This window comes from Pseudomonas sp. (assembly GCF_050739655.1).
GTDB lineage: Bacteria > Pseudomonadota > Gammaproteobacteria > Pseudomonadales > Pseudomonadaceae > Aquipseudomonas.
Window position 1 is genome coordinate 23,885 of sequence record NZ_JBOIBY010000175.1, and the last position, 23,962, is coordinate 47,846.

Annotated in this window: 34 protein-coding genes; 33 read left to right on the forward strand and 1 reads right to left on the reverse strand. The window is 59.7% G+C overall.

Annotated elements, in window-relative coordinates:
* The first annotated feature begins 92 nt into the window (after positions 1 to 92).
* From ACRESJ_RS08280 to ACRESJ_RS08405, 26 genes are all read left to right on the forward strand, one after another.
* Positions 93 to 935: a GPO family capsid scaffolding protein gene (locus ACRESJ_RS08280; RefSeq protein WP_431757474.1), complete on the forward strand. Its 843-nt coding sequence runs from the start codon at positions 93 to 95 to the stop codon at positions 933 to 935.
* 36 nt (positions 936 to 971) lie between these two features.
* The gene (locus ACRESJ_RS08285) at positions 972 to 1,976 is read left to right on the forward strand and encodes a phage major capsid protein, P2 family (protein ID WP_431757475.1); all 1,005 of its coding nucleotides are present in this window, start codon (positions 972 to 974) and stop codon (positions 1,974 to 1,976) included.
* Positions 1,977 to 1,978: 2 nt separating this feature from the next.
* On the forward strand, positions 1,979 to 2,683 hold the full coding sequence (locus ACRESJ_RS08290) for a terminase endonuclease subunit (protein ID WP_348126285.1): 705 nt from the start codon (positions 1,979 to 1,981) through the stop codon (positions 2,681 to 2,683).
* A gap of 99 nt (positions 2,684 to 2,782) precedes the next feature.
* A complete protein-coding gene (locus ACRESJ_RS08295) occupies positions 2,783 to 3,247 on the forward strand; it encodes a head completion/stabilization protein (protein WP_431757476.1) in 465 nt (154 codons plus the stop codon).
* Positions 3,247 to 3,459, forward strand: coding sequence for a tail protein X (locus tag ACRESJ_RS08300; RefSeq protein ID WP_431757477.1), 213 nt, complete (start codon positions 3,247 to 3,249; stop codon positions 3,457 to 3,459). Before ACRESJ_RS08295 ends, ACRESJ_RS08300 begins: the two co-directional genes overlap by 1 nt.
* Positions 3,460 to 3,521: 62 nt before the next feature.
* Positions 3,522 to 3,836, forward strand: a complete 315-nt coding sequence (locus ACRESJ_RS08305; protein ID WP_348126281.1) for a phage holin, lambda family — start codon at positions 3,522 to 3,524, stop codon at positions 3,834 to 3,836.
* A complete protein-coding gene (locus ACRESJ_RS08310) occupies positions 3,833 to 4,672 on the forward strand; it encodes an N-acetylmuramidase domain-containing protein (protein ID WP_431757478.1) in 840 nt (279 codons plus the stop codon). The genes ACRESJ_RS08305 and ACRESJ_RS08310 overlap by 4 nt, the downstream gene beginning before the upstream one ends.
* Positions 4,669 to 4,875 carry a hypothetical protein gene (locus ACRESJ_RS08315; protein ID WP_431757479.1) on the forward strand — a complete coding sequence of 69 codons (207 nt, stop codon included), beginning with the start codon at positions 4,669 to 4,671 and terminating at the stop codon, positions 4,873 to 4,875. The genes ACRESJ_RS08310 and ACRESJ_RS08315 overlap by 4 nt, the downstream gene beginning before the upstream one ends.
* Positions 4,872 to 5,303 (forward strand): Rz-like lysis system protein LysB, encoded by a 432-nt coding sequence (gene lysB, locus ACRESJ_RS08320; protein ID WP_431757480.1) that lies wholly within the window; start codon positions 4,872 to 4,874, stop codon positions 5,301 to 5,303. Before ACRESJ_RS08315 ends, lysB begins: the two co-directional genes overlap by 4 nt.
* A complete protein-coding gene (gene lysC, locus ACRESJ_RS08325) occupies positions 5,203 to 5,424 on the forward strand; it encodes an Rz1-like lysis system protein LysC (protein WP_431757481.1) in 222 nt (73 codons plus the stop codon). Before lysB ends, lysC begins: the two co-directional genes overlap by 101 nt.
* Entirely contained in the window at positions 5,421 to 5,903 is a 483-nt protein-coding gene (locus ACRESJ_RS08330; RefSeq protein ID WP_431757482.1) for a phage tail protein, read from the forward strand. Before lysC ends, ACRESJ_RS08330 begins: the two co-directional genes overlap by 4 nt.
* Positions 5,900 to 6,352 (forward strand): phage virion morphogenesis protein, encoded by a 453-nt coding sequence (locus tag ACRESJ_RS08335; RefSeq protein ID WP_431757483.1) that lies wholly within the window; start codon positions 5,900 to 5,902, stop codon positions 6,350 to 6,352. Before ACRESJ_RS08330 ends, ACRESJ_RS08335 begins: the two co-directional genes overlap by 4 nt.
* 38 nt (positions 6,353 to 6,390) lie before the next feature.
* Positions 6,391 to 6,972: a phage baseplate assembly protein V gene (locus tag ACRESJ_RS08340; RefSeq protein ID WP_431757484.1), complete on the forward strand. Its 582-nt coding sequence runs from the start codon at positions 6,391 to 6,393 to the stop codon at positions 6,970 to 6,972.
* On the forward strand, positions 6,969 to 7,322 hold the full coding sequence (locus tag ACRESJ_RS08345) for a GPW/gp25 family protein (protein WP_431757485.1): 354 nt from the start codon (positions 6,969 to 6,971) through the stop codon (positions 7,320 to 7,322). The genes ACRESJ_RS08340 and ACRESJ_RS08345 overlap by 4 nt, the downstream gene beginning before the upstream one ends.
* Positions 7,319 to 8,230: a baseplate J/gp47 family protein gene (locus ACRESJ_RS08350; protein ID WP_431757486.1), complete on the forward strand. Its 912-nt coding sequence runs from the start codon at positions 7,319 to 7,321 to the stop codon at positions 8,228 to 8,230. Before ACRESJ_RS08345 ends, ACRESJ_RS08350 begins: the two co-directional genes overlap by 4 nt.
* Entirely contained in the window at positions 8,230 to 8,841 is a 612-nt protein-coding gene (locus tag ACRESJ_RS08355) for a phage tail protein I (RefSeq protein ID WP_431757487.1), read from the forward strand. Before ACRESJ_RS08350 ends, ACRESJ_RS08355 begins: the two co-directional genes overlap by 1 nt.
* The gene (locus tag ACRESJ_RS08360) at positions 8,838 to 10,448 is read left to right on the forward strand and encodes a phage tail protein (RefSeq protein ID WP_431757488.1); all 1,611 of its coding nucleotides are present in this window, start codon (positions 8,838 to 8,840) and stop codon (positions 10,446 to 10,448) included. The genes ACRESJ_RS08355 and ACRESJ_RS08360 overlap by 4 nt, the downstream gene beginning before the upstream one ends.
* A gap of 11 nt (positions 10,449 to 10,459) precedes the next feature.
* Positions 10,460 to 10,975 (forward strand): DUF4376 domain-containing protein, encoded by a 516-nt coding sequence (locus ACRESJ_RS08365; RefSeq protein ID WP_431757489.1) that lies wholly within the window; start codon positions 10,460 to 10,462, stop codon positions 10,973 to 10,975.
* 8 nt (positions 10,976 to 10,983) lie between these two features.
* Positions 10,984 to 11,346: a DUF1353 domain-containing protein gene (locus ACRESJ_RS08370; RefSeq protein ID WP_431757490.1), complete on the forward strand. Its 363-nt coding sequence runs from the start codon at positions 10,984 to 10,986 to the stop codon at positions 11,344 to 11,346.
* Between the two features lie 146 nt (positions 11,347 to 11,492).
* Complete coding sequence (locus tag ACRESJ_RS08375) at positions 11,493 to 12,665, forward strand: phage tail sheath protein (RefSeq protein ID WP_431757491.1); 1,173 nt, start codon at positions 11,493 to 11,495, stop codon at positions 12,663 to 12,665.
* A 49-nt stretch (positions 12,666 to 12,714) separates the two neighbouring features.
* Complete coding sequence (locus ACRESJ_RS08380; RefSeq protein WP_243241490.1) at positions 12,715 to 13,230, forward strand: phage major tail tube protein; 516 nt, start codon at positions 12,715 to 12,717, stop codon at positions 13,228 to 13,230.
* Between the two features lie 53 nt (positions 13,231 to 13,283).
* Entirely contained in the window at positions 13,284 to 13,628 is a 345-nt protein-coding gene (locus ACRESJ_RS08385; protein WP_431757492.1) for a phage tail assembly protein, read from the forward strand.
* A gap of 8 nt (positions 13,629 to 13,636) precedes the next feature.
* Positions 13,637 to 13,756, forward strand: a complete 120-nt coding sequence (locus ACRESJ_RS08390) for a GpE family phage tail protein (protein ID WP_076383311.1) — start codon at positions 13,637 to 13,639, stop codon at positions 13,754 to 13,756.
* Entirely contained in the window at positions 13,749 to 16,571 is a 2,823-nt protein-coding gene (locus tag ACRESJ_RS08395) for a phage tail tape measure protein (RefSeq protein ID WP_431757493.1), read from the forward strand. Before ACRESJ_RS08390 ends, ACRESJ_RS08395 begins: the two co-directional genes overlap by 8 nt.
* Positions 16,572 to 16,577: 6 nt before the next feature.
* Positions 16,578 to 17,018, forward strand: coding sequence for a phage tail protein (locus ACRESJ_RS08400; protein ID WP_431757494.1), 441 nt, complete (start codon positions 16,578 to 16,580; stop codon positions 17,016 to 17,018).
* Positions 17,015 to 18,304, forward strand: a complete 1,290-nt coding sequence (locus tag ACRESJ_RS08405) for a phage late control D family protein (RefSeq protein WP_431757495.1) — start codon at positions 17,015 to 17,017, stop codon at positions 18,302 to 18,304. The genes ACRESJ_RS08400 and ACRESJ_RS08405 overlap by 4 nt, the downstream gene beginning before the upstream one ends.
* 308 nt (positions 18,305 to 18,612) lie before the next feature.
* On the opposite strand, the gene ACRESJ_RS08410 is transcribed toward ACRESJ_RS08405, so the two are convergent.
* Entirely contained in the window at positions 18,613 to 18,969 is a 357-nt protein-coding gene (locus tag ACRESJ_RS08410) for a helix-turn-helix domain-containing protein (RefSeq protein ID WP_431757496.1), read from the reverse strand.
* A 103-nt stretch (positions 18,970 to 19,072) separates the two neighbouring features.
* Here ACRESJ_RS08410 and ACRESJ_RS08415 point away from each other — a divergent pair, with 103 nt between their 5' ends.
* The 7 genes from ACRESJ_RS08415 to ACRESJ_RS08445 all read left to right on the forward strand — a co-directional run bounded on the left by ACRESJ_RS08415 (position 19,073) and on the right by ACRESJ_RS08445 (position 23,961).
* Complete coding sequence (locus ACRESJ_RS08415; protein WP_222019459.1) at positions 19,073 to 19,273, forward strand: DNA-binding protein; 201 nt, start codon at positions 19,073 to 19,075, stop codon at positions 19,271 to 19,273.
* A 29-nt stretch (positions 19,274 to 19,302) separates the two neighbouring features.
* Entirely contained in the window at positions 19,303 to 19,776 is a 474-nt protein-coding gene (locus ACRESJ_RS08420) for a YmfL family putative regulatory protein (RefSeq protein WP_431757497.1), read from the forward strand.
* A 77-nt stretch (positions 19,777 to 19,853) separates the two neighbouring features.
* Positions 19,854 to 20,135 (forward strand): ogr/Delta-like zinc finger family protein, encoded by a 282-nt coding sequence (locus ACRESJ_RS08425; RefSeq protein WP_431757498.1) that lies wholly within the window; start codon positions 19,854 to 19,856, stop codon positions 20,133 to 20,135.
* Positions 20,135 to 20,509 carry a hypothetical protein gene (locus ACRESJ_RS08430; RefSeq protein ID WP_431757499.1) on the forward strand — a complete coding sequence of 125 codons (375 nt, stop codon included), beginning with the start codon at positions 20,135 to 20,137 and terminating at the stop codon, positions 20,507 to 20,509. The genes ACRESJ_RS08425 and ACRESJ_RS08430 overlap by 1 nt, the downstream gene beginning before the upstream one ends.
* Positions 20,510 to 20,572: 63 nt before the next feature.
* Positions 20,573 to 20,806: a hypothetical protein gene (locus ACRESJ_RS08435; RefSeq protein ID WP_431757500.1), complete on the forward strand. Its 234-nt coding sequence runs from the start codon at positions 20,573 to 20,575 to the stop codon at positions 20,804 to 20,806.
* A gap of 2 nt (positions 20,807 to 20,808) precedes the next feature.
* The gene (locus tag ACRESJ_RS08440) at positions 20,809 to 23,613 is read left to right on the forward strand and encodes a toprim domain-containing protein (protein WP_431757501.1); all 2,805 of its coding nucleotides are present in this window, start codon (positions 20,809 to 20,811) and stop codon (positions 23,611 to 23,613) included.
* Between the two features lie 39 nt (positions 23,614 to 23,652).
* Positions 23,653 to 23,961 carry a hypothetical protein gene (locus ACRESJ_RS08445; protein ID WP_431757502.1) on the forward strand — a complete coding sequence of 103 codons (309 nt, stop codon included), beginning with the start codon at positions 23,653 to 23,655 and terminating at the stop codon, positions 23,959 to 23,961.
* The last annotated feature ends 1 nt before the right edge of the window (position 23,962 follow it).

The window sequence follows — 23,962 nt, forward strand, 5'->3', positions numbered from 1 at the left end:
TACAACTGGCGTTGATTGCTCGCGATCGCGCGACTGCCGAGGATGTACCTCAACGCAACTGCACCCAGCAGCACCGCTTGAGGATCTGTTCCATGAAGAAAAAGTTTCGCTCCAAATGGTTCCGCGTCGCCGTCGAAGGTGCGACCACTGATGGTCGTCAGATCGAGCGCCAATGGCTGGTCGATGCTGCCGAAACCTACAACCCGAACACCTACGCCGCTCGCGTCTGGGTGGAGCATTACCGCAGCGTCCTGCCCGACAGCCCGTTCCGTGCCTACGGCGATGTGCTGGCGGCGAAGACTGAAGAAGTCGACGTCAACGGCGTGAAGAAGCTGGCCCTGTTCGTTCAGATCGAGCCGACCGACGACCTGATCGCCATGAACAAGGCGCGCCAAAAGCTCTACACCAGCATCGAGATCTCGCCGAAGTTTGCCGACACCGGTCGCGCTTACCTGGACGGGTTAGCTGTCACCGATTCGCCGGCGAGCCTCGGTACCGAGATGCTGACCTTCAGCGCGCAGAACCCAGACGCCTCGCCGCTTAAAGCTCGCAAGAGCAAACCGGACAACCTGTTCTCGGAGCTGGTCGAAGCGCAGCTGGAGTTCGACGAAGTCGTCGAGACCCCGAGCGTGATCGATGGCCTGTTCTCCCGGGTTTCCGATCTGCTCGGCCGGAGCAAGGCCAAAGCGAACAAGGACGACGCTCAATTTAGCGAGCTGAACGACGCCGTGGAGGCGCTGGCCGGTCACGCCGCTGACCAGGCCAAAGTTGTCGCGTCGGCCGATGAAGCGCTGAAAGCCCTCACCGGAAAACAGGAAAAGCTCATCACCGATTTTGCGGACCTGATCAAGCGCCTGGGTGACACCCAGGATCACAGCCAATCGACCCGCCCACCAATGCCTGGCGGCGACGGCGCGGTGCTGACCGCCTACTGATCACGTCGGCCCTAACAAGCTCTCCAGGAGAACACTATGCGTAACGAAACACGGCTTGCCTTCAACGGCTTCACCAAACAGATCGCCGCGATCAACTCCGTCGGATCCGTGGCGGAAAAATTCACCGTCACCCCTTCCGTCCAGCAGAAGCTGGAAACGGCGATCCAAGAATCCAGCGGGTTCCTGAAAAAAATCAACGTGCTGGGCGTCGACGAAAAAGACGGCGAGGCAGTTGTTCTGGGCGTTGGCTCGACGATCGCTGGTCGTACTGACACCAATCAGACCGCCCGCAATCCTCGCGGCGTGAGCTCGTTGAAAAACGACACGTACGCCTGCAAAAAGACCGACTTCGACACCGCGATCCCTTACGCGCTGTTGGATGCCTGGGCGAAATTCCCGGACTTCCAGGCTCGCCTGTCCGGTGCGATCGTCGAGCGCCAAGCTCTTGACCGCATCATGATCGGGTTCAATGGCACCAGCGCTGCGCCGACGACTGATCGCGCAACCAACCAGTTGCTGCAAGACGTGAACGTGGGCTGGCTGGAGAAATACCGCACCAAAGCGCCGGAACGTGTGCTCAGCAGCGGCAAGGTTGCCGGCAAGGTCACCATCGGCCCGACCGGCGATTACAAGACCCTCGACGGTCTGGTCTACGACGCCATCCAGCTGCTGGACCCATGGCACCGTAAGCGTCCGGATCTGGTGGTCCTGGTCGATCGCAACCTGCTGCACTCGAAGTTCCTGGCCAACATCGAAGGCGCGGCAGACAACGAAAACGAGCTGGCAGCTGCGCGGATCCTCGCCAATGGCACGCTGGGCGGCCTGCCGATTGAAGACGCTCCGTTCTTCATCGACGGCGGCATCATGATCACCACGCTGAAAAACCTGTCGATCTACTTCCAGATCAGCAGCCGCCGGCGCATGACCAAGGACGAGCCGGAGCGCGATCGCATCGCCGACTACCAGTCGTCCAACGAGGACTACGTGATCGAGGATTTCGGTCTCGGTGCTCTGGTCGAAAACATCGAAGAGGCCGCGTAACCATGGGCCTCTCTCTCGCTCAGCGTCACCGGGTGCAAGCGCTTGCCTCGCAGGAGGCCGCAGCCGCTTCGCCCGCCGTTTCGATGGCGGGTGGGACGGCCTACGAAATGCAGCTGGCCCAGCTACTGCAGGACCGTCTGCGGCTCAAGCAAATCCAGTCGAACGAAGGTAAAGCCGCGCTGAAGTTGCAGCTTCTCCCGGCCTACGTGCCTTACGTCGATGGGGTTCTCGCTGCGGGCAATGGTGCCCAGGACGAAGTACTTACCACCATCATGATCTGGCGCGTCGACGCCAGCGATTACACCGGCGCGCTCGATATCGCAGCCTATGTGTTGCAGCACAACCTGCTGATGCCCGATCGCTTCGAACGAACCACCGGCTGTCTGGTGGCCGAGGAAATTGCCGAAGGCGCTCTGATCTCCCAGAAAGCCAGCGGTGGATTCGACCTCGCCATTTTGCACCGGACGATGGAGCTGACCGCTGAGCAGGACATGCCGGACGAAGTCAGGGCCAAGCTGTACCTGGCCACAGGACGCGCCACCGTGGCAGGTCTGACGGTCGATAACCCTGGCCAACCCGGTCAGGTAATCGCCGGTATCGAACTGCTCAAACGCGCCATCGAGCTCAACGGCAGCTGCGGCGGCAAAAAGGATTTGGAAGGCGCTGAGCGCCTGCTGAAAAAGATTGCTCCCCCACCGGGGAGCTGACAGAGCGTACCCCGCAACCCCGGCGGCCCGGTGCTGAACAGCAGGTTCTCTCCTTTCCTCGCTGTGACGCCCCGGCCACCGCCGACTTAGGGCTGAACCATGAGCGGATTTATTGCCACCGGCCGCAACGACGAGCCGTTCGTTATCACCAACGACGGGTTCTGGCCTGACATCGATGTCGTCCACCTGCGCTCGGCCATCCGCTTGGATGGCAGCATCACTGACGCACGGATTGAAGTCGTGACCGTCAACGCGTTGATCCAGGTGAACGGCGAACTGGCGAAGGTCAAGGCGAGCCATGTGGCCAACGGATACACCACCATCGCGACCGTGCCGGGGTTCGAGGTCAATGGCGAGAGCCACTTCGTCCACCTGTATCGGCGCTCCATTTACTGCAGTGTCGGCGCTGAGCTTGCTGAGCGTTATCGCAGCTACGACAGCAGCGCCGAAGGCAACAAAAATGCCGATGAACTGACTCCTTCGGTCGATGAGTACCGCCGTGACGCCCGCTTCGCCATCCGCGATCTGTTGGGCGTCGGTCATTCCACCGTGGAGCTCATCTGATGGCGACCTCCGTGTATGCCGACCAGGGCGACACCGTCGACGCCATTTGTTGGCGGGTCTACGGGCGCACCGCCGGCATCACAGAGGCTGTGCTCGAGGCAAACCCAGGACTATCGGATTTCGGCACGATCATCCCGCACGGCACGTTGGTGGCGCTGCCGGATATCGCACCGCAAGCCCCGGAGCTGCAAATGGTGAACCTATGGGATTGATCCACCGCACCACCGACATAGACGTTCCATCACCTTCAACCCTGGACAGCGGAATCACGCGCATGCCTGACAAACCGGATACATGGGCCTGGTTAGCTGCCTGGCTCGAACTTAACTGGCCAGCCATCTACTCAGGCGGACTCGCCTGCGTGATCGCTGCTCTACGGATCATCTACGGCGGCGGCACGTTGCGCCGAGTTCTGCTTGAAGCACCGCTGTGCGGCACACTCGCACTTTCGGCAAGCCACGGGCTTTTTCTGCTCGGCATCCCCCCGACAACCGGCCCGTTTTTCGGTGGTGTGATCGGACTGCTCGGCGTTGAGGGAACCCGCGCACTGGCCAAGCAATTCTTTGACCGCAAGGTGAATCAGCTATGAGTGCTTTGCGCCACGGCGATCGCGGGCAAGAGGTCCGCACACTGCAGCAGCGACTGAACCTGCACGGCGCCGGCTTGGATCCGGATGGCGACTTCGGTGATGCCACTGAGGCGGCGGTGCGTAATTACCAGCGAAAGGTCGGATTGGTAATCGACGGTATTGCGGGATCGAAAACCGCTCTGGCGCTCGCCGGCGCGGATTGTTCGAACCTGCTCCAGCACACCGAGCTGGTGAAAGCTGCAGCGCGCCTAGGCGTCGAGCTCGCTTCGGTCATGGCCGTCAACGAGGTCGAAAGCCAGGGCAGCGGTTACCTGGACAACGGCAAGCCGAAGATTCTTTTCGAGCGTCACATCATGTATCGCCAGCTCGGCACGCCACGCACACCTGGTGATGATGCAGCAGATTTGAAGGCCCACGTCGATCAGCTGGCTGCCGTACAGCCCAACCTGGTCAATTCAAAGCCTGGTGGTTACGCCGGCGGCACGGCAGAGCACCAGCGCCTGGCTAACGCCCGGTTGATCGATGACCTTTGCGCGCTGGAGTCGGCCAGTTGGGGCGCGTTCCAGGTGATGGGTTATCACGCTGAACGCCTCGGCTACGCCAGCGTGACGGACTTCACCGATCGGATGGCGCGCAACGAGAACGAACAATTCGAAGCGTTCGTGCGCTTTATCGAAGCTGACCCGGCGTTGCTCAAAGCGCTGAAGGGCAAGAAATGGGCAGCGTTTGCCAGGGCCTACAACGGCCCCAACTTCGCCCGCAACCTCTACGACACCAAGTTGGAGCGCGCCTACCAGCGTCACGCTGCAGGCTGCCCTATTCCGGAGGCCGCATGATTGACCACGAACAGATCCGCAAGCTCAGCCCCGTCGATGGCGACGTCTTTCTCCTGCCGGCGGGCTCTCCCTTTGAACTGGCCCGGGCACTCGGTGAAGCGATCGCTGTCGCGAAACCAGGCGTAAAGGCTGTGGTCGTCTGCGGCGACGTGCGCAAGCTCGATACGGCCGCGATGAACGCCGCCGGCTGGTACCGCGCGTGAGCACGCTGCGCCAGGCGATTTATGGCGTCGCGTTGCTCGCCGCGATCGCACTGCTTATCTGGGGGCAGTCTCAGCGGATCGAGGTCGCAGAGCAAATAACTGGTCGGGCACAAGATGCCGCTGGTACCGCGCTTGCTCGAGCGACGCGCAGCGAGGAAACGGCCGCTCGGCTCCAGTTGTCCCTGCAGGAAGAACGCACCGCTCAAACCGTATTGCGCGGCCTGCAAGACCAGCTGCGCCAAGGGCTCGCCGCCCGTCAACGAACGATCGAGGAACTGAAACGTGAGAATGCCGAACTTCGCCTTTGGGCTGATCAGTCTCTCCCTGATGCAGCTCGCAGGATGCGGGAGCGCCCCGCCATCACCGGAGCCGCTGCATATCGCGACTGGTTGTCCGGCCGTCGTGCCATGCACCCTGTCAGCAACTAACCCGGACAAGAACGGCGCCCTGCTCACCGACCAGGAGGCGACTGAGGGCGACTGGGCCCAATGCGCTGCGCAGGTCGATATGGTTTATCAGCATCAGCAGGCACAGGCCGGCAAACAATGAACAAACCTGAATCGCTTCGCGCTCACCTGCTCGCCTCGGTACCGGAGTTAAAGAAAAACCCGGACCGTCTGATGGTGTTCATCGACAACGGCACCATGCGCAGCACTGCGGCCTTTGGGCTGTCATTCGAATACAGCTACACGCTGAATCTGATCTTCACGGACTACGCCGGCCACCCTGACGCGATCGCCATTCCCCTCTTCGCGTGGATCCTGGTGAACCAGCGGGAGTTGATGGAGAACGTCGACCGCAGCAAAACAGCCGTCGCCTTCGAGGCGGATGTCCTGGACAACAGCAAAGTCGACCTGTCGATCAAGTTGCCGCTAACCGAGCGAGTCATCGTCAAGCGCCAGGACAACGGCAACCTGGTCGTCAGTCATCCGCCGGAGCCAGTGGTCGACGATGACCCGTTCACCATGCCTGGGCTTGAGCTTTGGACTGCTGACGGCGAGTTCATCACGCGGTGGGAACAACCGTGAGCAATGACCTACAGGCGCTGGAAGAATGGGTCTCTATGTTGCTGGCCAAACTCGAAGAGGGTGAACGCCGCAAACTGCTCGGCGCCGTCGCCCGGGATCTACGTCGTAGCCAGTCAAAGCGCATCACGACGCAGCGCAACCCTGATGGCTCGGCATTCGCCCCCCGCAAGCCCAAGGATCTGCGGGGAAAAAAGGACCGGATCAAGAACAAGATGTTCGGCAAGTTGAAAACAGCCCGTTACCTGCGCACCGAAGCCACAGCCAACGGCATATCAGTCGGATATGTCGGGCGTGTGAGCCGCATCGCCCGGGTTCACCAGTACGGTCTCAAGGACCGACCGGAACGCGGCCAGGCGGATGTGCAATATGAAAGCCGCCAGTTGCTGGGATTCAGCGGCGACGAGCTGGAAAACATCCGCAATCTATTCATTGATCACCTGGCCGGCTGACCTTCACCTGTACGCATCCGCGCTACAGCCCTCAGCCGATGCAGCTCGCACGCGCGACCTGCAACATCGGCGGCATGGATTCTCTTACTGAACTGACTCGACGCCTCGAAAACCTGATTCGTGCCGGCACCATCGCCGAGCTCGATCCGGAAAAGCCGCGTTGCCGTGTGAAAACGGGCGGCCTGCTGACTGACTGGCTGCCGTTCTTCGCCTTGCGTGCCGGCGAGGACAGCGACTGGGATCCGCCAAGTGTCGAAGAGCAATGCCTGGTGCTATCGCCTTCAGGCAATCCGGCTCACGGCTTTGTCATTTTCGGCGTGTACAGCGATCGCTTCCCGGCACCAGACAACGTGCCAACCCGGCGCCGGCGCCGTTACCGCGACGGCGCGATTGTCGACTATGACACCGCGAGCCACACGCTGACCGCCACGCTGCCGGGTGGAGGCAAAGCCAATCTCATCGCACCAGGTGGTGTGCACGTCACCGGTGATGTCGTGATTGACGGGCTGGTGACAGTCACCCAGGACGTCGTCGCCGGCGAACAGAAAATCAGCCTGGTCAATCACCGCACATCTGGCGTTCAGGCAGGTAACGGCACGTCCCAGGGGCCAGTTCCATGATCGGCATGAACAGCAACACCGGGCGCACCGTCGTCGGGAACAATCACCTGGGGCAATCGATCGCCGACATCCTGACCACACCCATTGGAACCCGCGTCATGCGACGCGAATACGGCAGCCAGCTCGCCGACTTGATCGACTGGCCGCTCAACAACGCAACCCGCCTGCAGGCTTATGCGGCCACCGCTATCGCGCTCATGCGCTGGGAGCCGCGGATCCGCCTGAGCCGTGTCCAGCTCACGCTGGGCGAAGTTGCTGGCCAGGCGATCCTCGACATCGAAGGCAGCCTGGTGGACACCAATGAACCATTGAGCCTGCGCGTGCCGCTGAGCCTGGGAGCAACAGCATGAAAACGTTCACTCCCATCGACTTGGCTCAGCTTCCAGATCCAGACGTCGTCGAGCAGATCGATTACGAGCAGATCCTCGCCGAACGCAAAGCCTACGCCGTGAGCCTCTGGCCAGCTGAGCAGCAGGCCGAAGTGGCCGCGACGTTGGCCGTCGAGTCGGAGCCTCTGACCAAGCTCCTGCAGGAGAACGCCTATCGCGAAATGCTGCTGCGTCAACGCGTGAACGAGGCGTCCCTGGCCAACATGCTGGCGAAAGCCAAGGGCAAGGACCTCGAGCAGCTCGCCGCCAACGTCAACGTCGAACGCCTGGTGGTGACCCCGGGGAATAGCGCCGCTGTCCCGCCGATCGTCGCGGTGATGGAGTCGGATGACTCGCTGCGCGAACGGGCACAGATGGCATGGGAAGGCCTCTCCACGGCGGGGCCACGTAACAGTTACATCTTGCACGCCCGCAGCGCAGACGGCCGCGTCGCCGATGCTACGGCAGAAAGCCCGTCGCCGGCGGTTGTCGTCGTCACTGTTCAGGGCTTGACCGGAGACGGAAGCGTCGACCAGGCGCTGCTGAGTGTCGTCAGGCAATACCTCAGCGACGATGATCGTAGACCGGTCGCCGATCGGCTGACGGTGCAGTCAGCAACAGTTTTGCCCTACCAGGTCGACGCGGTTATCTATCTCGCCACCACAGGGCCTGAAGCGGAGCCCATCCGCGAAGCGGCGCAGGCACGCCTGGTCACGTTCATCAGCCAGCGGCGGCGCCTCGGCGTGGAAATATCCGAGTCAGCCATTCACGCTGCACTGCATGTCGAGGGCGTGCGCAAGGTTGTGCTTCACAACTGGACTGATCTCACCCCGAGCGAAGCCGAGGCAGCGTATTGCACCAGCTACACCGTGTCGGTTGGTGCCTTGTGATGACGAGCCTGTTGCCGCCAAACGCCAAGCAGCTTGAGCAGCTGGCGGCCGAGGCGCTCGCCCAGATCGAGCGCGTACCGGTTCCGATCAGGGACTTGCTCAATCCTGATCGATGCCCGATCGAGTTGCTGCCCTATCTCGCCTGGGCGTTCTCGGTCGACCGCTGGGACAGCACCTGGTCGGAGGCCACCAAGCGTCAGGTCATCAAAGGCTCGTACTTCATCCACTCCCGCAAGGGAACGATCGGAGCGCTGCGCCGAGTGGTCGAGCCGCTGGGTTATTTGATCGAAATCATCGAGTGGTTCAACACGGTGCCAGAAGGCGTACCGGGCACCTTTGCGCTGAAAGTCGGCGTACTGGACACCGGGATCACTGAGGAAATGTATCAGGAGCTCGAGCGCCTGATCGATGACGCCAAGCCCGTCACTCGCCATCTGACCGGCTTGGCGATCAGCCTCGAAACCAACGGACATTTAGATATCAGCGTCGCCGTTTACGAAGGCGACGAGATCACGGTTTATCCGCCCGTACAGCGTGACATCGAGGTCACCGGCTACATCGGCGCGGCTGGACGCGAACACACCATAGACACCCTGGACGTGTACCCATGATTGATCAGAACTCGCAATTTTTCGCCATCTTAACCGCCGTGGGTGAGGCCAAACAGGCGAACGCCGATGCTCTCGGCATTCCGTGGAAACTGACGCACTTGGGTGTAGGTGATGCCAACGGCACAGATCCGATACCCGATCGTCTGCAAACCCGCCTTCTCAACGAACGACGCCGCGCCCCGCTGAATCAACTCAAGATCGACCCCGCAAACCCAGCGGTGTTAATCGCGGAGCAGGTCATCCCGGCCGACGTTGGCGGCTGGTGGGTACGAGAGATCGGCCTTTATGACGAAGCCGGTGATCTCGTCGCCATCGCCAACTGCGCGCCGAGCTTTAAGCCTGTGCTGTCGCAGGGGTCGGGCCGCACCCAGATTGTCCGGATGAATTTCATCGTCTCCAGCGTCGGCAACGTTGTGCTGAAGATCGATCCCTCTGTTGTGCTTGCTACCCGCGAATATGTCGACTCTTCGATCATTGCAGTGCTACCGGCTAACAAAGTGGCGGGCACCTTCACGAAAGTGACGACCAACAATCGGGGTGTCGTTCAAAGCGGCAGCAATCCGACGACGCTCGCCGGATATGGAATCACCGACGGATTCGCTGCAACTTTAGCGGCCACTGACTACAACGCCTTACTTAAATCCGGCTTGTATATTCTAGGCGATGGGAACGCCGCAAACCGCCCAGTCAAAGCTGACCCTAGTGGGTCTTATGGTGCCGTTGCATTCAATCATGTAATTAATTCGGATTATGGTTATACGCTTTCTTATAATCTAGGCGTGGACGATATAGCGTTCAGGCGTAGGAAGCCCGACGGCTATGGGGATTGGCAATACGTCTGGCATACCGGCAATTACAACCCTGATAACAAGGCGGACAAAGCGACAAGCCTGGCAGGTTACGGAATCCCGATCGCGACCCAGCTAGAGGCAGAGACCGGCGCCGACACCAATAAGCCTATGAGTGCGTTGCGGGTCTTTCAGGCCATTGCCGCCAAAGTTGTTCAAGCTACAGAAAGCGCTCTAGGTACCGCTAGAATCGCTACTCAGACGCTGGTGACTAACGGCACGGATGACTCCACCATTGTCACGCCGAAAAAACTGCGCGCTGCGCAGGCCACGCAGCTGGAAGCACAGGCGGGCACTGACAATTCCAAGGTTATGACCCCGTTGCGAGTGTTCCAGGCCATTGCCAATGTGGTGTACCAGGCCACCGAGTCAGCATTCGGCTGGGCAAAGGTAGCAACACAGGCTTTGACTAACGCGGGTGTAGATGATGCGACATTCATCACTCCCAAAAAGCTTCGATTTGGGTTTTCTGTAAGCCTGACGGCAAATGGGTACGTCGTATTTCCCTCTTGGTTGTCTGGCTTAATTATTCAATGGGGCACGACGACAACAATCAGTGCCGGTGGAGCGATAGCACATCCGTTAGTTCTGGCTTATCCAAATGCGAATCTTGTGGGTGTCGCCATGGCGCAGTATTCATCTGCGCCAAACTCCGGTTTTATGGTTTCTATCTATGGCCGCACACTATCCAGTATGAGTTTTTACAACTCAAACACCGGCTCAGCTCTCGTGGCTTCTTATATTTCTGTTGGATATTGAAGGGGAATAAGATGAAGCGATTTTATAGTGCGAGCACGGGCTGCACTTACCTTGCCGGACTGAGCACGGCTATGCCGGCTGATGCGGTAGAGATAAGTGAAGATGTTTTCCTTTCGGTTATCGCCAATCCGGCCCCGGGGAAAATCAGAGGCCACGATGCAAGCGGCCTGCCGGTTTTAATCGATCCGCCGCAAGTAATACCGGACTATGTCGCTCTCATTGCGGATGTCCGTTATCAGCATGAAATCGGCGGCATAGTCTTAGCCGGCATGTCGATTGATACCGACGATCGCAGCAAAACCCTGATTTCCGGGTCGGCCCTCAAGGCGATGCGCGATCCGGGTTACGTGCTGCGCTGGAAGACACCGAATGGTTTTGTGGACTTGCCGGCGGCCCAGGTGCTGATGATCGCCGATGCAGTCAGCGATCATGTACAGGCCTGCTTTAACCGTGAGTCGACGCTGCTGGACGCGCTGGCGGCCGGTACGTTTGTCGAAAGTATGCTGGCTGAGGGGTGGCCCGCATGAGCCGGTTTATGACCACCCTGAAAACCGAGCAGGTCGGCCGCCGACAGCACACGCTGTTGGCAGACTTGGTGCTGGCGGACGAGGACGCCGGCGTGATTGTCGTGCCGGCGGGCACCACCACCAACTTTGCCAGCCTCGACCTGCTGCACAACGTGTTCCTGTTCGTGCTGTTTGCCTTGGTCGCCGGTTATGGCAACTATGCGGCGACCGTGCATGACTGGCTGTACACGACCGGGCAAGTCAGCCGCAAAGACGCTGACGCGGTGTTTTATCGGGCGCTGCGCGCTGAAGGTGTGGCTCGGTGGCGCGCCTGGCTTTTCTGGCTGGGCGTTAGGGTCGGTGGCAGCAATGATTTTGGGACTGCCCAATAACGATTTCGCTCTGCGATACCGCCCTGTCCTGCAGGGCTTTTTTTTGTCTGCCTTGTAGCGAGCGCTTCCACAGGCCCGGCGACTCGTCGTCATGTCGCGCGCGCGTCAACCTGCGTTTCATTGTCACCCACGCGCAGGTTCTCCCCATGGCCACTGATTACCACCACGGCGTCCGAGTTGTCGAAATCAACGAAGGCACCCGTCCGATCCGCACCGTCGCAACCGCCGTCGTCGGCATGGTCTGCACCGCCGAAGACGCCGATCCGATCGCATTCCCGCTCAACCGCCCCGTGCTGCTTACCGACGTGCTTACCGCCAGCGGTAAGGCCGGTGTCAAAGGCACCCTTGCCAAAAGCCTGGACGCCATCGCTGACCAAGCGAGCCCCGTCACTGTTGTTGTTCGCGTAGCCCAGGGGCTGGACGCAGCCGAAACCACTACCAACGTGATTGGCGGTGTGACCGCCGGTGGTCAATACACCGGGATGAAGGCTCTGCTGGCTGCAGAAGCTCAGCTGGGCGTACGGCCGCGCATTATCGGCGTACCGGGCCTCGACTCGTTACCGGTGGCCACGGAACTGGTGCTCACCGCGCAGAAGCTGCGCGGATTCGCATATGCCAGTGCTTGGGACTGCAACACCGTCTCGGAGGTCATCGCCTACCGGGAAAACTTCGGCGCCCGCGAACTGATGATCATCTGGCCCGACTTTGTGAACTGGGACACCACTTTGAATGCGGATGCGCCGGCGTCGGCGATCGCCCGCGCTTTGGGCCTGCGCGCCAAGCTCGATGAGCAAGTGGGCTGGCATAAAACCCTGTCGAACGTGGCCGTGAACGGCGTCTCCGGACTCAGCCGCGATATCTACTGGGATCTGCAGAACCCAGCCACGGACGCGGGCCTGTTGAACGCGGCTGACGTCACCACGCTGATCCGTCGTGATGGTTTCCGCTTCTGGGGCTCGCGCACGTGCAGCGACGATCCTTTGTTCGCCTTTGAAAACTACACCCGCACCGCCCAGGTGCTGGCTGACACCATGGCCGAGGGGCAGTTCTGGGCAGTGGATAAGCCGATGCACCCGAGCCTGGTCCGCGACATCGTCGAGGGTATCAACGCCAAATTCCGCGAGCTGGTACGCCTTGGCTACCTGATCGGGGGCGAGTGCTGGTACGACGAAGCCGCCAATGACAAGGACACCCTCAAGGCCGGCAAGCTGTACCTCGATTACGACTACACGCCAGTGCCGCCACTGGAGAACCTGGGACTTCGCCAGCGTATCACCGACCGCTATCTGGTCGACTTCGCCAGCCGCGTCAACGCCTGACATTCATTCATCCGCGCGGCGATGGCCGTGCCTTTAGGAGAGCGCCCATATGGCTCTGCCCAAAAAGCTCAAGAACATGAATTTGTACAACGACGGCGTCAGCTACGTCGGTGCGTGCAAGAGCGTCACCCTGCCCAAGCTCGCCCGTAAGCTCGAAGCTTTCCGGGGCGGCGGCATGGACGGCGCGGTGAAAGTCGACTTGGGTCACGGCGACGACGGGATCCAGTTGGAATGGACCCTCGGTGGCTGGGATCTGACTGCGCTGCGTCAATACGGCGCGGTATCGGCCAGCGGCGTGATGCTGCGTTGGGCTGGATCGATCCAGCGCGACGACACCGGCGAGGTCTCGGCTGTCGAGGTGGTCGTGCGCGGCCGGCACGAAGAGATCGACATGGGTGACGCGGAAAGCGGTGAAGACACCGAGCACAAGTTCACCACCACCTGCAGCTATTACAAGCTGACGATCGACGGAAATGAAGAGATCGAGATCGACTTGCTCAACTTCATTTTCAAGGTTGACGGCAAGGACATGCTGGCTGAGCACCGTAAGGCGATCGGCCTGTAATCCCAGCTTTTCCCGCCGGCTCGCCCGGCCCCCCTCTTCCATAGGATTTCCACATGAACACCACTGAACAGAACGAAGCTGCAGACGCCTCGGTTGTAAAAAACCCAAACCGCCCCGTCATCACTCTGGACACGCCGATCGTCAGGGGCTCGACCGAGATCACCGAGGTGACGCTGCGCAAACCCCTCTCCGGCGAACTTCGTGGCGTCTCCCTGACCGATCTGCTGCAGATGGACGTGCTCGCGTTGCGCAAGGTCTTGCCACGCATCACCACCCCGACGCTAACCGATCACGACATTGGCCAGATGGATCCGGCGGACCTGGTGCAGATGGCCACCGAGGTTGCCGGTTTTTTGCTGCCGAAGTCAGCGAAGGTGGATGCATCCCTCGTTGCGTAGATGACGCCATGGCGGATATCGCCGTGATTTTCCACTGGGGGCCAGCGGAGATGGATCCGCTCCCCCTGACCGAACTGATGGACTGGCGCGAACGCGCCCGCAAGCGAAGTGGGGCGAAAGATGACTGACAAGCTGCGGCTGGAATTTATGCTGTCGGCGATCGACAAGGTCACCGCGCCTCTCAAGCAAATCAGCGCTGGGAGCACTGCGACGTCTCGCGCCTTGAAGGCGGCGCGGGACCAGCTGAAAGAGCTCAACGCTCAGCAGTCCAACATTTCCAGCTACACCCGCCAGCGCGAAGCCGTCCGCCAGTCCTCCGAGGAATTGGCCAAGGCGCAGGACAAACTACGCGGCCTGCGTGAGCAGCTGCAGAAGATGGAAGCCCCTACTGCCGCCTTCCAGAAAGCATTCGTTAATGCCTCCGCCTCGGTGGAAAAGCTGACAAACAAACACACGGCTCAGCGATCAGAGCTGCAGCGCCTGATCCCCCTTATGAAATCAACCGGTGCTGACACCCGCAACCTCGGCACCACTGAACGCCGCTTGAAAACCGAGATCGAGGCGGCGAATAAAGCCATTCAAACTCAGCGAGATCGTCTTTCCGCCCTTGCCAAGCAGCAGGAACGGGTCTCGAAAGCACAGAGAAATTATTCCAAGGGCCGAGAGCTTGCCGGCAATGCTGCTGTCGCCGGCGCAAGCGCCGGCGCCGTGGGGGCTGCAACCGGCATGCCGATCATCAGCATGATCAAAAACTACTCGCGCTTCGAAGACGCCATGGCCGGCGTCGCCAAGCAGGTCGAGGGTGCCCGGGATGGAAACGGCCAGCTCACCCAGACTTATTACGAGATGGCCACCTCCATCAAGAAGATGTCTGAAACCATCCCCATGGCCACGACCGATATCGCCGCCCTGGTGGAAGGCGGCGCGCGAATGGGCATTCAGGGCAAAGACGACTTGCTGGAGTTTGCCCGCGTCGCAGCCACGGCCGCGACCGCATTCGACTTGCCGGCGCAGGAAGTAGGCGAGAACCTGGCGCGGATTGCGAACCTTTACAAACTGCCTATCAAGAACGTCAACCAGCTCGGTGATGCGATCAACTTCCTGGACGATAACGCCATGTCGAAAGGGGGCGACATTATTGATGTCATGCAGCGCACGGCCGGCATCACCGCATCGGTCGGCATGTCCTTCAAGGACGCCGCCGCGCTGGGTTCGACCTTCTTGTCGCTGGGCGCATCGTCAGAAATCGCGGCCACCGCGACTAACGCCATGATCCGCGAACTAGCGATTGCCACTCAGCAGCCGAAGCGGTTTGTGGAAGGGCTAAAGTCGATCGGGTTGGAAGCGAAGGCCGTTCAGGAAGGCATGTCGAAAGACGCAACGGGCACCATCAATGCAGTGCTCGATGCCGTCAACAAGCTGCCAAAAGGCGAACAGCTCGGCGTAATGACCCAGCTGTTCGGTAAAGAGTATGGCGACGATGCTGCGAAACTTGCCGCCAACGTCGAAGAGTATCGGCGTCAGCTCAACCTGGTGAACGGTGCCGACCAGGCGCCAAAGCGCGAAGGATCGATGCAGCGTGAAGGGGATATCCGTGGGGACCAGCTGTCCGCCCGCTGGGAGATGTCCCAAAACCGCATGTTCAACTTGAGCAGTGCCCTGGGCGAGACCCTTAAACCAGCACTGGTCCAATTGATTAGCGGATTTAATGGCGTCCTCGAACGCGTGAATGCGTGGGCAACCGCCAACCCGGGGCTGGTTCTGGGGATCCTGAAGGTCGGCGCCGGCATCGCCGCGTTATCGATTGGTTTCAGCACGATTGCTCTGGGGCTGGCGACAACCCTTGGACCATTCCTCGCGGTGCGTTACATGCTTTCACTGATCGGGATCCGCCTCCCATCCTTGATCGGGCTGCTTGTCAATCTCGGCTCGAAAGCATTGCCCTTTGTCGGCCAGGCGCTCATGTGGATCGGCCGGCTGTTGATGGCCAACCCCATTGGGCTGGCCATAACGGCGATTGCCGCTGCCGCGTATTTGATCTATGTCAACTGGGACAAGGTGAAGGCTTACTTCGCGAGTGCCTGGGCCGAGATCAAGCTGGGTTTCAGCAGCGGGATCAGCGGCATCCTGCAGACGCTGGTGAATTTCAGTCCGATCGGACTGATCTACCAGGCCTTCTCGGCGGTGATGAATTACATGGGCGTCGAACTGCCGACCCGCTTCACCGAGTTTGGCGGAATGATCATCGCCGGCCTGGTCAATGGCATCACCAACGCGATGGGCTCAGTGAAAAGCGCAATTTCCGACGCAGGCAGCAGCACCGTCGACTGGTTTAAAGAGAAACTCGGTATCCACAGCCCTTCCCGGGTATTCGCCGAGCTCGGCGGTTTCACCATGGCCGGCCTGGCGCAGGGCGTGGCGGATGGTCAAAACGGGCCTATGGAAGCAGTCAAGGCAGTGGGCGATCTGATGACCCAGGCGGGAACTGTGACCATCGGGGCCATCACCAACGCTGGAGCGTTATTCAACCCTGCCTCCGCCGTACCAGGTGTGGCTGCCGCAGCGCTGACACCGGCCGCAGCGGTGCTCGGGGCAGCAGCTGCAGCACTGAAGCCCGCCGCATCCGTTCCAGGAGCTAAGGCTGAAACCGGCGGCATGCTCGAATCAATCCTGGGTATGGGCAAACAGCTGGCTCAGGCAGGTGCGATGGCAATCGGTATCGGCGGCGCCCAGCAGGCGATCGCAATCGACAACCGCCCGCCAATTGCACCTGCAGTAGCCCCAGCTGCGGTACAGATGGCGCCCGAACAGATCGTGATCAACATTCACCCCGCCCCAGGCATGGACGCCGCTGCGATCGCACGCGCCGTGTCTGCAGAGCTGGATAAACGCCAGCACGCCAAACAAGCCAAGGGCCGCAGCGCCCTCTTCGACCAGGAGTAAACGGACATGATGATGGCACTGGGCATGTTCATTTTTAGCCTCGAAACTTTGGCGTATCAGGAACTGCAGCGGCAGACGGAATGGCGTCACGGCTCGACTTCGCGTATCGGCACAAACCCATCTCGCCAGTTCTTAGGGCGCGGCGATGACTCGATCAGCATGCCTGGCATTCTTCTGCCGGCACTCGCTGGCACCCCGCTCAGCCTGGACACACTTCGCGCCATGGCCGACACCGGTAAGGCATGGCCGTTGATCGAAGGCACCGGCAGGATCTTGGGCATCTGGGTGATCGACAGCATCACTGAGAACAAAACCCTGTTTTTCCCGGACGGCGCAGCGCGCCGCATTGAGTTCACCATCGCGATCAAACGTATCGATGACGGCCGCGTCGACCTGCTCGGTGCCGGCGTGAGCACAGCCGGGAACATCTTGAGGAATATCCTGTGATCGACCAAGCACTCAGCCGAGTAGACGGCTATCTGAGCGACGCGCAGGCATCCATCCGCGAAGCACGGGCCTACCCCAGGCCGATCTGTCGACTGGAGGTCGACGGCCGCGACATCACGGCGGCGATCGAGAAGCGCTTGATGAGCATCGAGCTGACCGACAACCGCGGACTCACAGCGGACCAGCTCGACGTCACCTTGTCGGACCATGATGGGCGCTTGGTCATTCCACCCAAAGGCGCGACCCTGCGTTTATGGCTGGGCTGGAGCGACACAGGGCTGGTCGACAAAGGCACATATACGGTCGACGAAACGGAACACAGCGGCGCGCCAGATCAGCTGAACATTCGAGCGCGCAGCGTGGATCTGGGTGCAGGATTGAAAGCCAAACGGGAGCGAAGCTGGCACTCCGAAACGATCGAGACGGTTGTGCAGGCCATTGCCGGAGCCTACGGCCTCGGGCCTTTGGTCAGCGCCGCCCTGAGCGCGATCCAGGTGGTGCACCTCGACCAGGCCAACGAGTCAGACGCGAACCTGCTTTCACGCCTGGGACAAGAGCACGATGCGATCGCTACGGTGAAAGCGGGCAAGCTGCTATTCATGCCGATCGGCAACGGCACAAGTGCCAGCGGCCTTGCTTTGCCACACATCACCCTCACCCGGCGGGACGGCGACCAGCACCGATTCTTGCAGGCGGATAGAGACAGCTACACAGGCGTACGGGCGTTCTATTACGACGTCAACAGTGCGGAGAAAAAGGAAGCAATCTCCGGGGGCGGTGACAATATCAAGGATCTGCGCCACTCCTATACGGATCAAAAAAGCGCCCTGGTAGCTGCCCGTGCCGAGTGGAACAAACTGCAGCGTGGAACTGCCACGCTCAGTTACTCACTGGCTCGCGGCCGTCCTGAGCTCACGCCAGAACTCACTTATTCGCTGACTGGCATCAAGCAAGAAATCGCGGACGTGATCTGGCTGGGCGGCAACGTGAAACATAGCTTCACGGCCGACTCGTTCACTACAAGTCTTGAACTCGAGTCGATGCTGCCTGACGGGGACGAGGTAGCCGAACTCGCGGACGACAGCGGCGATTACACCGGCATTGTTGCGTGGTACCGCGATGAGAAAAGCGGCCAGCAGCAGAAGCTGAGCGAGGGAGATCAGAGCAAGCCTAAGCGATTGACGCACCTTTATGAGAGCAAGGCGTCAGCACAACGGGCCGTGGATAGGGAGTACAAGCGGCTGCAAGCCAAGAATGGGGCTGATGTCCCAGGCACCCCGACGTGATGAGCCGGGGTGCGGTGAATGGGTCGGCGGTCAATCCGTCTGGGCCATCATCTCCGCAATCCGGTAGATATGGCTCTGATCGCTCTCCGACATTCTTCGATACATGCTCAACAAAATGCACTCCAGCTGCGTCAACTGAGAGGCGGAACATTCTCTGTCCCGAACGTCCTGTTCAAGTTGCTCCAAAACGCCTCGATCCAACATGCTCACTACTCCTAAAAGCCGCAGAGGATCGTCTAAATCACGACTTTCCGAAGCCCCAGGTGAGCACTCTTTCGTATGGTTGCAGTAGAGGCCGCGCTGCACTTTCACTCCAGCGGACGCGAGCCCTGCGATTCTTTCGCTGCCATTTCGGCCAAGCCGGTGGCGACTCGGTGGACCACGATCTGATCAGCAGGGCTCAGCGAACGAATGCAGGTCAGCACCTCACTTTCGATCGTCGTCTGCGTTCCCGCAGCTGTGTCCCGCCGGCCGAAAAGAACATAAATCACGTCCACACCAATTTTCGAAATTGCCAACAGGTAAGCCGTGTCCGGTCTCTGTCGATCGTTCTCGTAATTGCCTTGGGAGTTACGTTTCACACCGCCTATATCAGCGAAATCGTTTTGATTGATTCCAAGCCGGTCGCGCTCTTCCCGGAGCCGCTCGCCCAAAGTTTTTTCCAAGGATTCTCCGGTTACACAAATTTTTGGCATGCGCCGCTTTACACAGCCAAATTCTTGGGCATAATGATGGCACACACAACACGATTGAACACACATGAACACTATGCCCGTCCTCCTTACAGCGGAGCAAGCCCGCGCAGAACTTGACCGCAATGGGATAACCATTGCGCATTTCTGCCGTGAACATGGCTTGAACAAAAATTTGGTCAGCGATTTGTTGAACGGTCGCAAGAAGGGCGTGCGAGGCGAGGCCCGACGAGCAGCCGTGCTCCTGAAAATCAAAGACGGTGTGATTTCAAATTAATGGCATTTGGCCACGCGAGAAACCAGAAGATGAAACGCACCGTTCTAGAAACCCGCAGGCAGGTCGTAAGCGCAGTGATTTGCGCGTATCCGGGCGGTCGTGAATGCGCCGCTCCGCGCTTGGGGCTGTCGGTCAAGAAGTTCGACAACCATGCCTACGAAAACGCGGGTAGTCGGCCGCTTACTGATGAGCAGATCTGCCTACTGGAATCACAGACCGGGACCACTCACCTTCCCGATTTCGTCTGCAACCTGTACGGCGGCGTTTTCGTTCCGGTTGCTGAAGCTGGGCAACTGGACAACGTCGACCTGTACGCCCGCTCGATCAATACAGCGGTTAAGCGTGGCCTCGTCGACGCCATCATTTCTAAAGCACTCCAAGACGGCGTCATCCAGGACGACGAAGTGCAGGCCATTCTCGCTGCCCACCGTGCGCACGTTGCAGCCAGACATGAAGAGATCACCGCAGTGATCGTTCTGCACCGGGAAAACCCGGGCAGCTAGGAATTTGAAACAGGCGCTGGAAGCGTCGCCATTTTTCGGCGTCAGCCGAAGGCCGCGATTAGCGGCGGGGAGAAAAAGTGAGCACTTACAAGCTGGTATGTCCGCACTGCCGGGAGCGAATGCGCATCCGGACCAGTGAAGGCACGCATATCTTTTTGCGTATTGCCTACCTGCAATGCATCAACGAGGCCTGCGGTTGGTCGGTTCGGGCTGAGTTCGAAATGACTCATGAAATGAGTCCTTCGGGCATGCCAAACCCGGCTGTCTGCTTGCCAGTGGCTCCTGTCGCTATTCGCCGGCAAGCGATGAAGAAGGAAGGCGAACACCAGATGGACCTACTCGGACTGGAGTCAGCGTGATGAACACCATGATCAACGAGCAAAACCACGAGCACGAATACCGCGCCACCTTGCAAAGTGCCGCGCTCTCCTACATGCAACGTCACCAGGCCGAACACCTGGGCAATGATCAGCAGCTGTTTACCCGTACCGTTTCGCACCTGCAGGCCTCACTTGAGGTTCCGGTTTACCTTGCCGAAATCCTTACAGGTCTCGCTTACGTTGATCTGCGCTCGAGCGCTGACCAGCAGCGTCTCGACTTGAGAAACAGCACCGAGTCAGTCGCTGTTCTCTTCGACCAGACTAGCGGCAAGTCTTTTGCCATTCCGGTCGCGCTGATTTTCCAACACCTGTTTGATGCCTCCGGGCAACGCCAGAAAGCCCCATTTAACTGACCGAACTGCTCCACCGCTCGCGTGTGGGTTTGGGCGAATTGCGCCTGAAATCAGGGGAAAGCCATGAATACAGCAGTTTCCATCCGGATGGACCTGAGCGAAAGCCTCGCAGAAGCGCTGCAGCAGGAGCTCCGTGAGCGCCTGCGGATTGGCATTCAGGAGCATTGGTACTCAGACGAATTTCGTCGGATCCCTAATGGTCTGCGCACCGGCGCGATTCTCTCGGCCTACCCCGCTCTGGCGGCTCAAAAGACAACTCTCGGCGCCCTTCGGGTCGCCATCAGAAAGCAGGCGTGAAGATGGAACAGCAAATCCGGGGCGACATACTGACCCGACTCGAATTCGATTACGGCTTGCGGCACCGCACAGGCACCGACTTCATGCGCGGCGGCACCTGCCCTGCTTGCAACAAGAAGGAACTGTATTCCAGCTTCGAGAAGCCGTGGTTCATCAAGTGCGGCCGTGAGAGCAAGTGCGGACAGCAGTGGCATGTCAAAGAGCTGTATGCCGACCTGTTTGACGACTGGAGCAAACGTGCGCCGGCAACAGATGACCAACCGACCGCCAGTGCCCGCGCCTATATGGAATTCGCTCGCGGATTCAAGATCGATCTAGTCGCAGGGTTGTTCACCCAGGAAAACTATTTTGATCGCGTGCTGAATATCGGTTCGGCCACCGTCCGGTTTCCGCTCGAGCACGGCGGGTATTGGGAGCGCCTGATTGACCAGCCCCAGCGTTTCGGTAAAAAGAAGGCACGCTTCAAGCCGGGCGAGTCGTACAAAGGTTATTGGTGGTGCTCCCCCTACGTTGACCTGACGCAGACTTCCGAGCTTTGGATTGTCGAGGGCATCTTTGACGCGATCGCCCTGCAGCACAATGAGATCGATGCGGTCGCTGCGATGTCATCGAATGCGTTTCCAGAGGCCTCGCTGAAGGCGCTTGTCGCTGCTCGAGCAGGCAATCTGCCGAGGCTCGTCTGGGCATTGGACAACGAGCCAGGTGCGCACCGATACACCCGCAAATGGGTCGCCATGGCCCGCTCAATGGGTTTCGAGTGCACTGCGGCGCAGATTCCGCAGCGCGATGCGCGGAAGGTGGACTGGAACGACCTGCATCAGCGATGGGCATTCGTCAGTGATGGAGCCGATCGCAAGCGGCGCACTGAAGCTGACCTCAACGAGGCCCGCCATCACGGTGCCTTGCTCATCGCCGAAAGCGCATCCGAAAAGGCTCTGCTGATTTACGACTGGCGCGAGCGCGAGGAATTTCACTTTGGTTTCGAATCCCGCCTGTATTGGTGGAAGCTGGACATCAGCAAATTCAACAATGCCATGCAGGCTCTGGAGACCAGCGAAAACCACGAAGAGCAGCAGCTGAACAATAAAGCGATGCGTGAAAAAGCGCTGCGCATGTCCGGCTGCGTGGTCGAGATCGCCAACTGCTACCCCCAGGCGCTGTACTTCCAACGCAACGAGATCACGGACGAGTCCTGGTACTTCTTCCGCGTCGACTTTCCACACGACGGCGGCTCAGTGAAGAACACCTTTACCGGTGGGCAAGTCGCCGCCGCGAGCGAATTCAAGAAGCGCCTGCTGGGCATGGCCGCCGGCGCAGTATTCACCGGCAGCGGCCAGCAGCTCGACAAGATCATGAAGGACCAGCTGTTTGCGATCAAAACAGTCCAGACGATCGACTTTGTCGGGTACAGCAAGGAATACGCCTGCTACGTGTATGGCGACCTGGCGGTAAAGGATGGCCAGGTGGTGGACGTCAACGACGAAGAGTTTTTCGAGTTCGGCAAACTGCGCCTGAAAACCCTGCAACGTGCGGTGCCGGTGCGGATCCAGCGTGATCCGAAGGAATACAGCGACGAATGGGCGAAGCTGCTGTGGACATGCTTCGGTGCCCAAGGTGTTGTCGCGCTGACGTTCTGGTTCGGATCGCTGTTCGCCGAGCAGATCCGCGCTCGCTACCAATCCTTTCCCTTCCTGGAAGCCACCGGCGAGGCCGGAGCCGGTAAAACCACCCTGCTCAACTTGCTTTGGAAGTTGCTGGGCCGGGCCGGCTATGAAGGTTTTGACCCGTCGAAATCTACGAAGGCCGGTCGGAGCCGATTGATGGGCCAGGTGTCCGGCATGCCGGTGGTGCTGCTTGAGTCCGATCGGAGCGGCGACGACAAGTCCCACGCGAAAAACTTCGAATGGGATGAGCTGAAGGACTATTTCGGCGGCGGCACCCTAGCGACGAAGGGCGTTAAAACCGCCGGCAACGAAACCTACGAGCCACCGTTCCGGGGCACGATCGCCATCAGCCAGAACGCGCCGGTGATTGCCTCCGAGGCAATCATGACGCGAATTGTGAAGCTGCATTTCGTTCGGCCGAACGTGACACCAGACAGCCGAGCCGCGGCTGATCGGCTGACCGCCTTGGATGGCTCGAAGCTGAGCCACTTCCTGCTGCAGGCGGTGAAGAGTGAAAGCGATGTCATGGCCACCCTTGCCGACAAGATTCCGGCCCATGAGGCACGCCTGCGTCGGCTACATACTCACTGCATCAGTTGCGACACCGAGTTCCCCGCGAATAACGAAAAGGCCGCATGCCAGCACTGCGGCAACCAGTTGCGAGGCTACATCCGGGTCGAGCGCATTGTAAAAAACCACGCCCAACTGCTCGGCCTGGTCGACTGCATTCGCTCGCTGGTACCGCTTTCAGATGCCCAGATCAGCGCAACCCAGCGCTGCATAGTCTCGATGGCCATTGAGCGACAAAGCTCAATCAGCGCAGACCATCCTGTTGTCGCGGAATTCTGGGAGGTTTACGACTATCTCCAAGGCCTCGACGCCGACGGTCCAGTGGTCAATCACAGCAAGAAAGACAACGTCATCGCTATCAACCTTAACGAGTTCGTCGAGCGCGCTGCAGAACACCGCCAGAAGCTGGCCGACGTCAGCGAGTTGCGCGATCGCCTGAAGGAATCCCGCTGCCGCAAATTCCTGGAATCGAATAAGGCCGTCGACAGCGCCGTACGCGCGTACCAAGCCACGCGCAGTAACAACACGATCACCAAGTCACCCACCGTCAAATGCTGGATGTTCCAGGCGTAGGGCTGCAACCCGCGTCGACAGCCCTGAAAGGAGAGAACCATGCAGATTCAAGTCGTTGCCGGCACTGAATGTGGTGATGCGAAAAGCCTCAAGGACCCCATCTCCCAACTGCTCAGAGAGTTCGGGAACGATCACTGTAAAACGGTGCAGGCCGAAGCCTACGGTGCGAACGGATTGGTAGACATTTTGGAGGTACGGGCTACGGACGGTCAGCGCGAGATTCTGGTGCTGAATTGCTCCCGGCTGCAGATCCAAGCGGTTTTGGAGTGGCAGTCATGCAGCGAAGACACGACCGAATTTGAAGACCTGGTGCTGCACCTGGTGCGATTGCCAGACAGCAACCAATAAC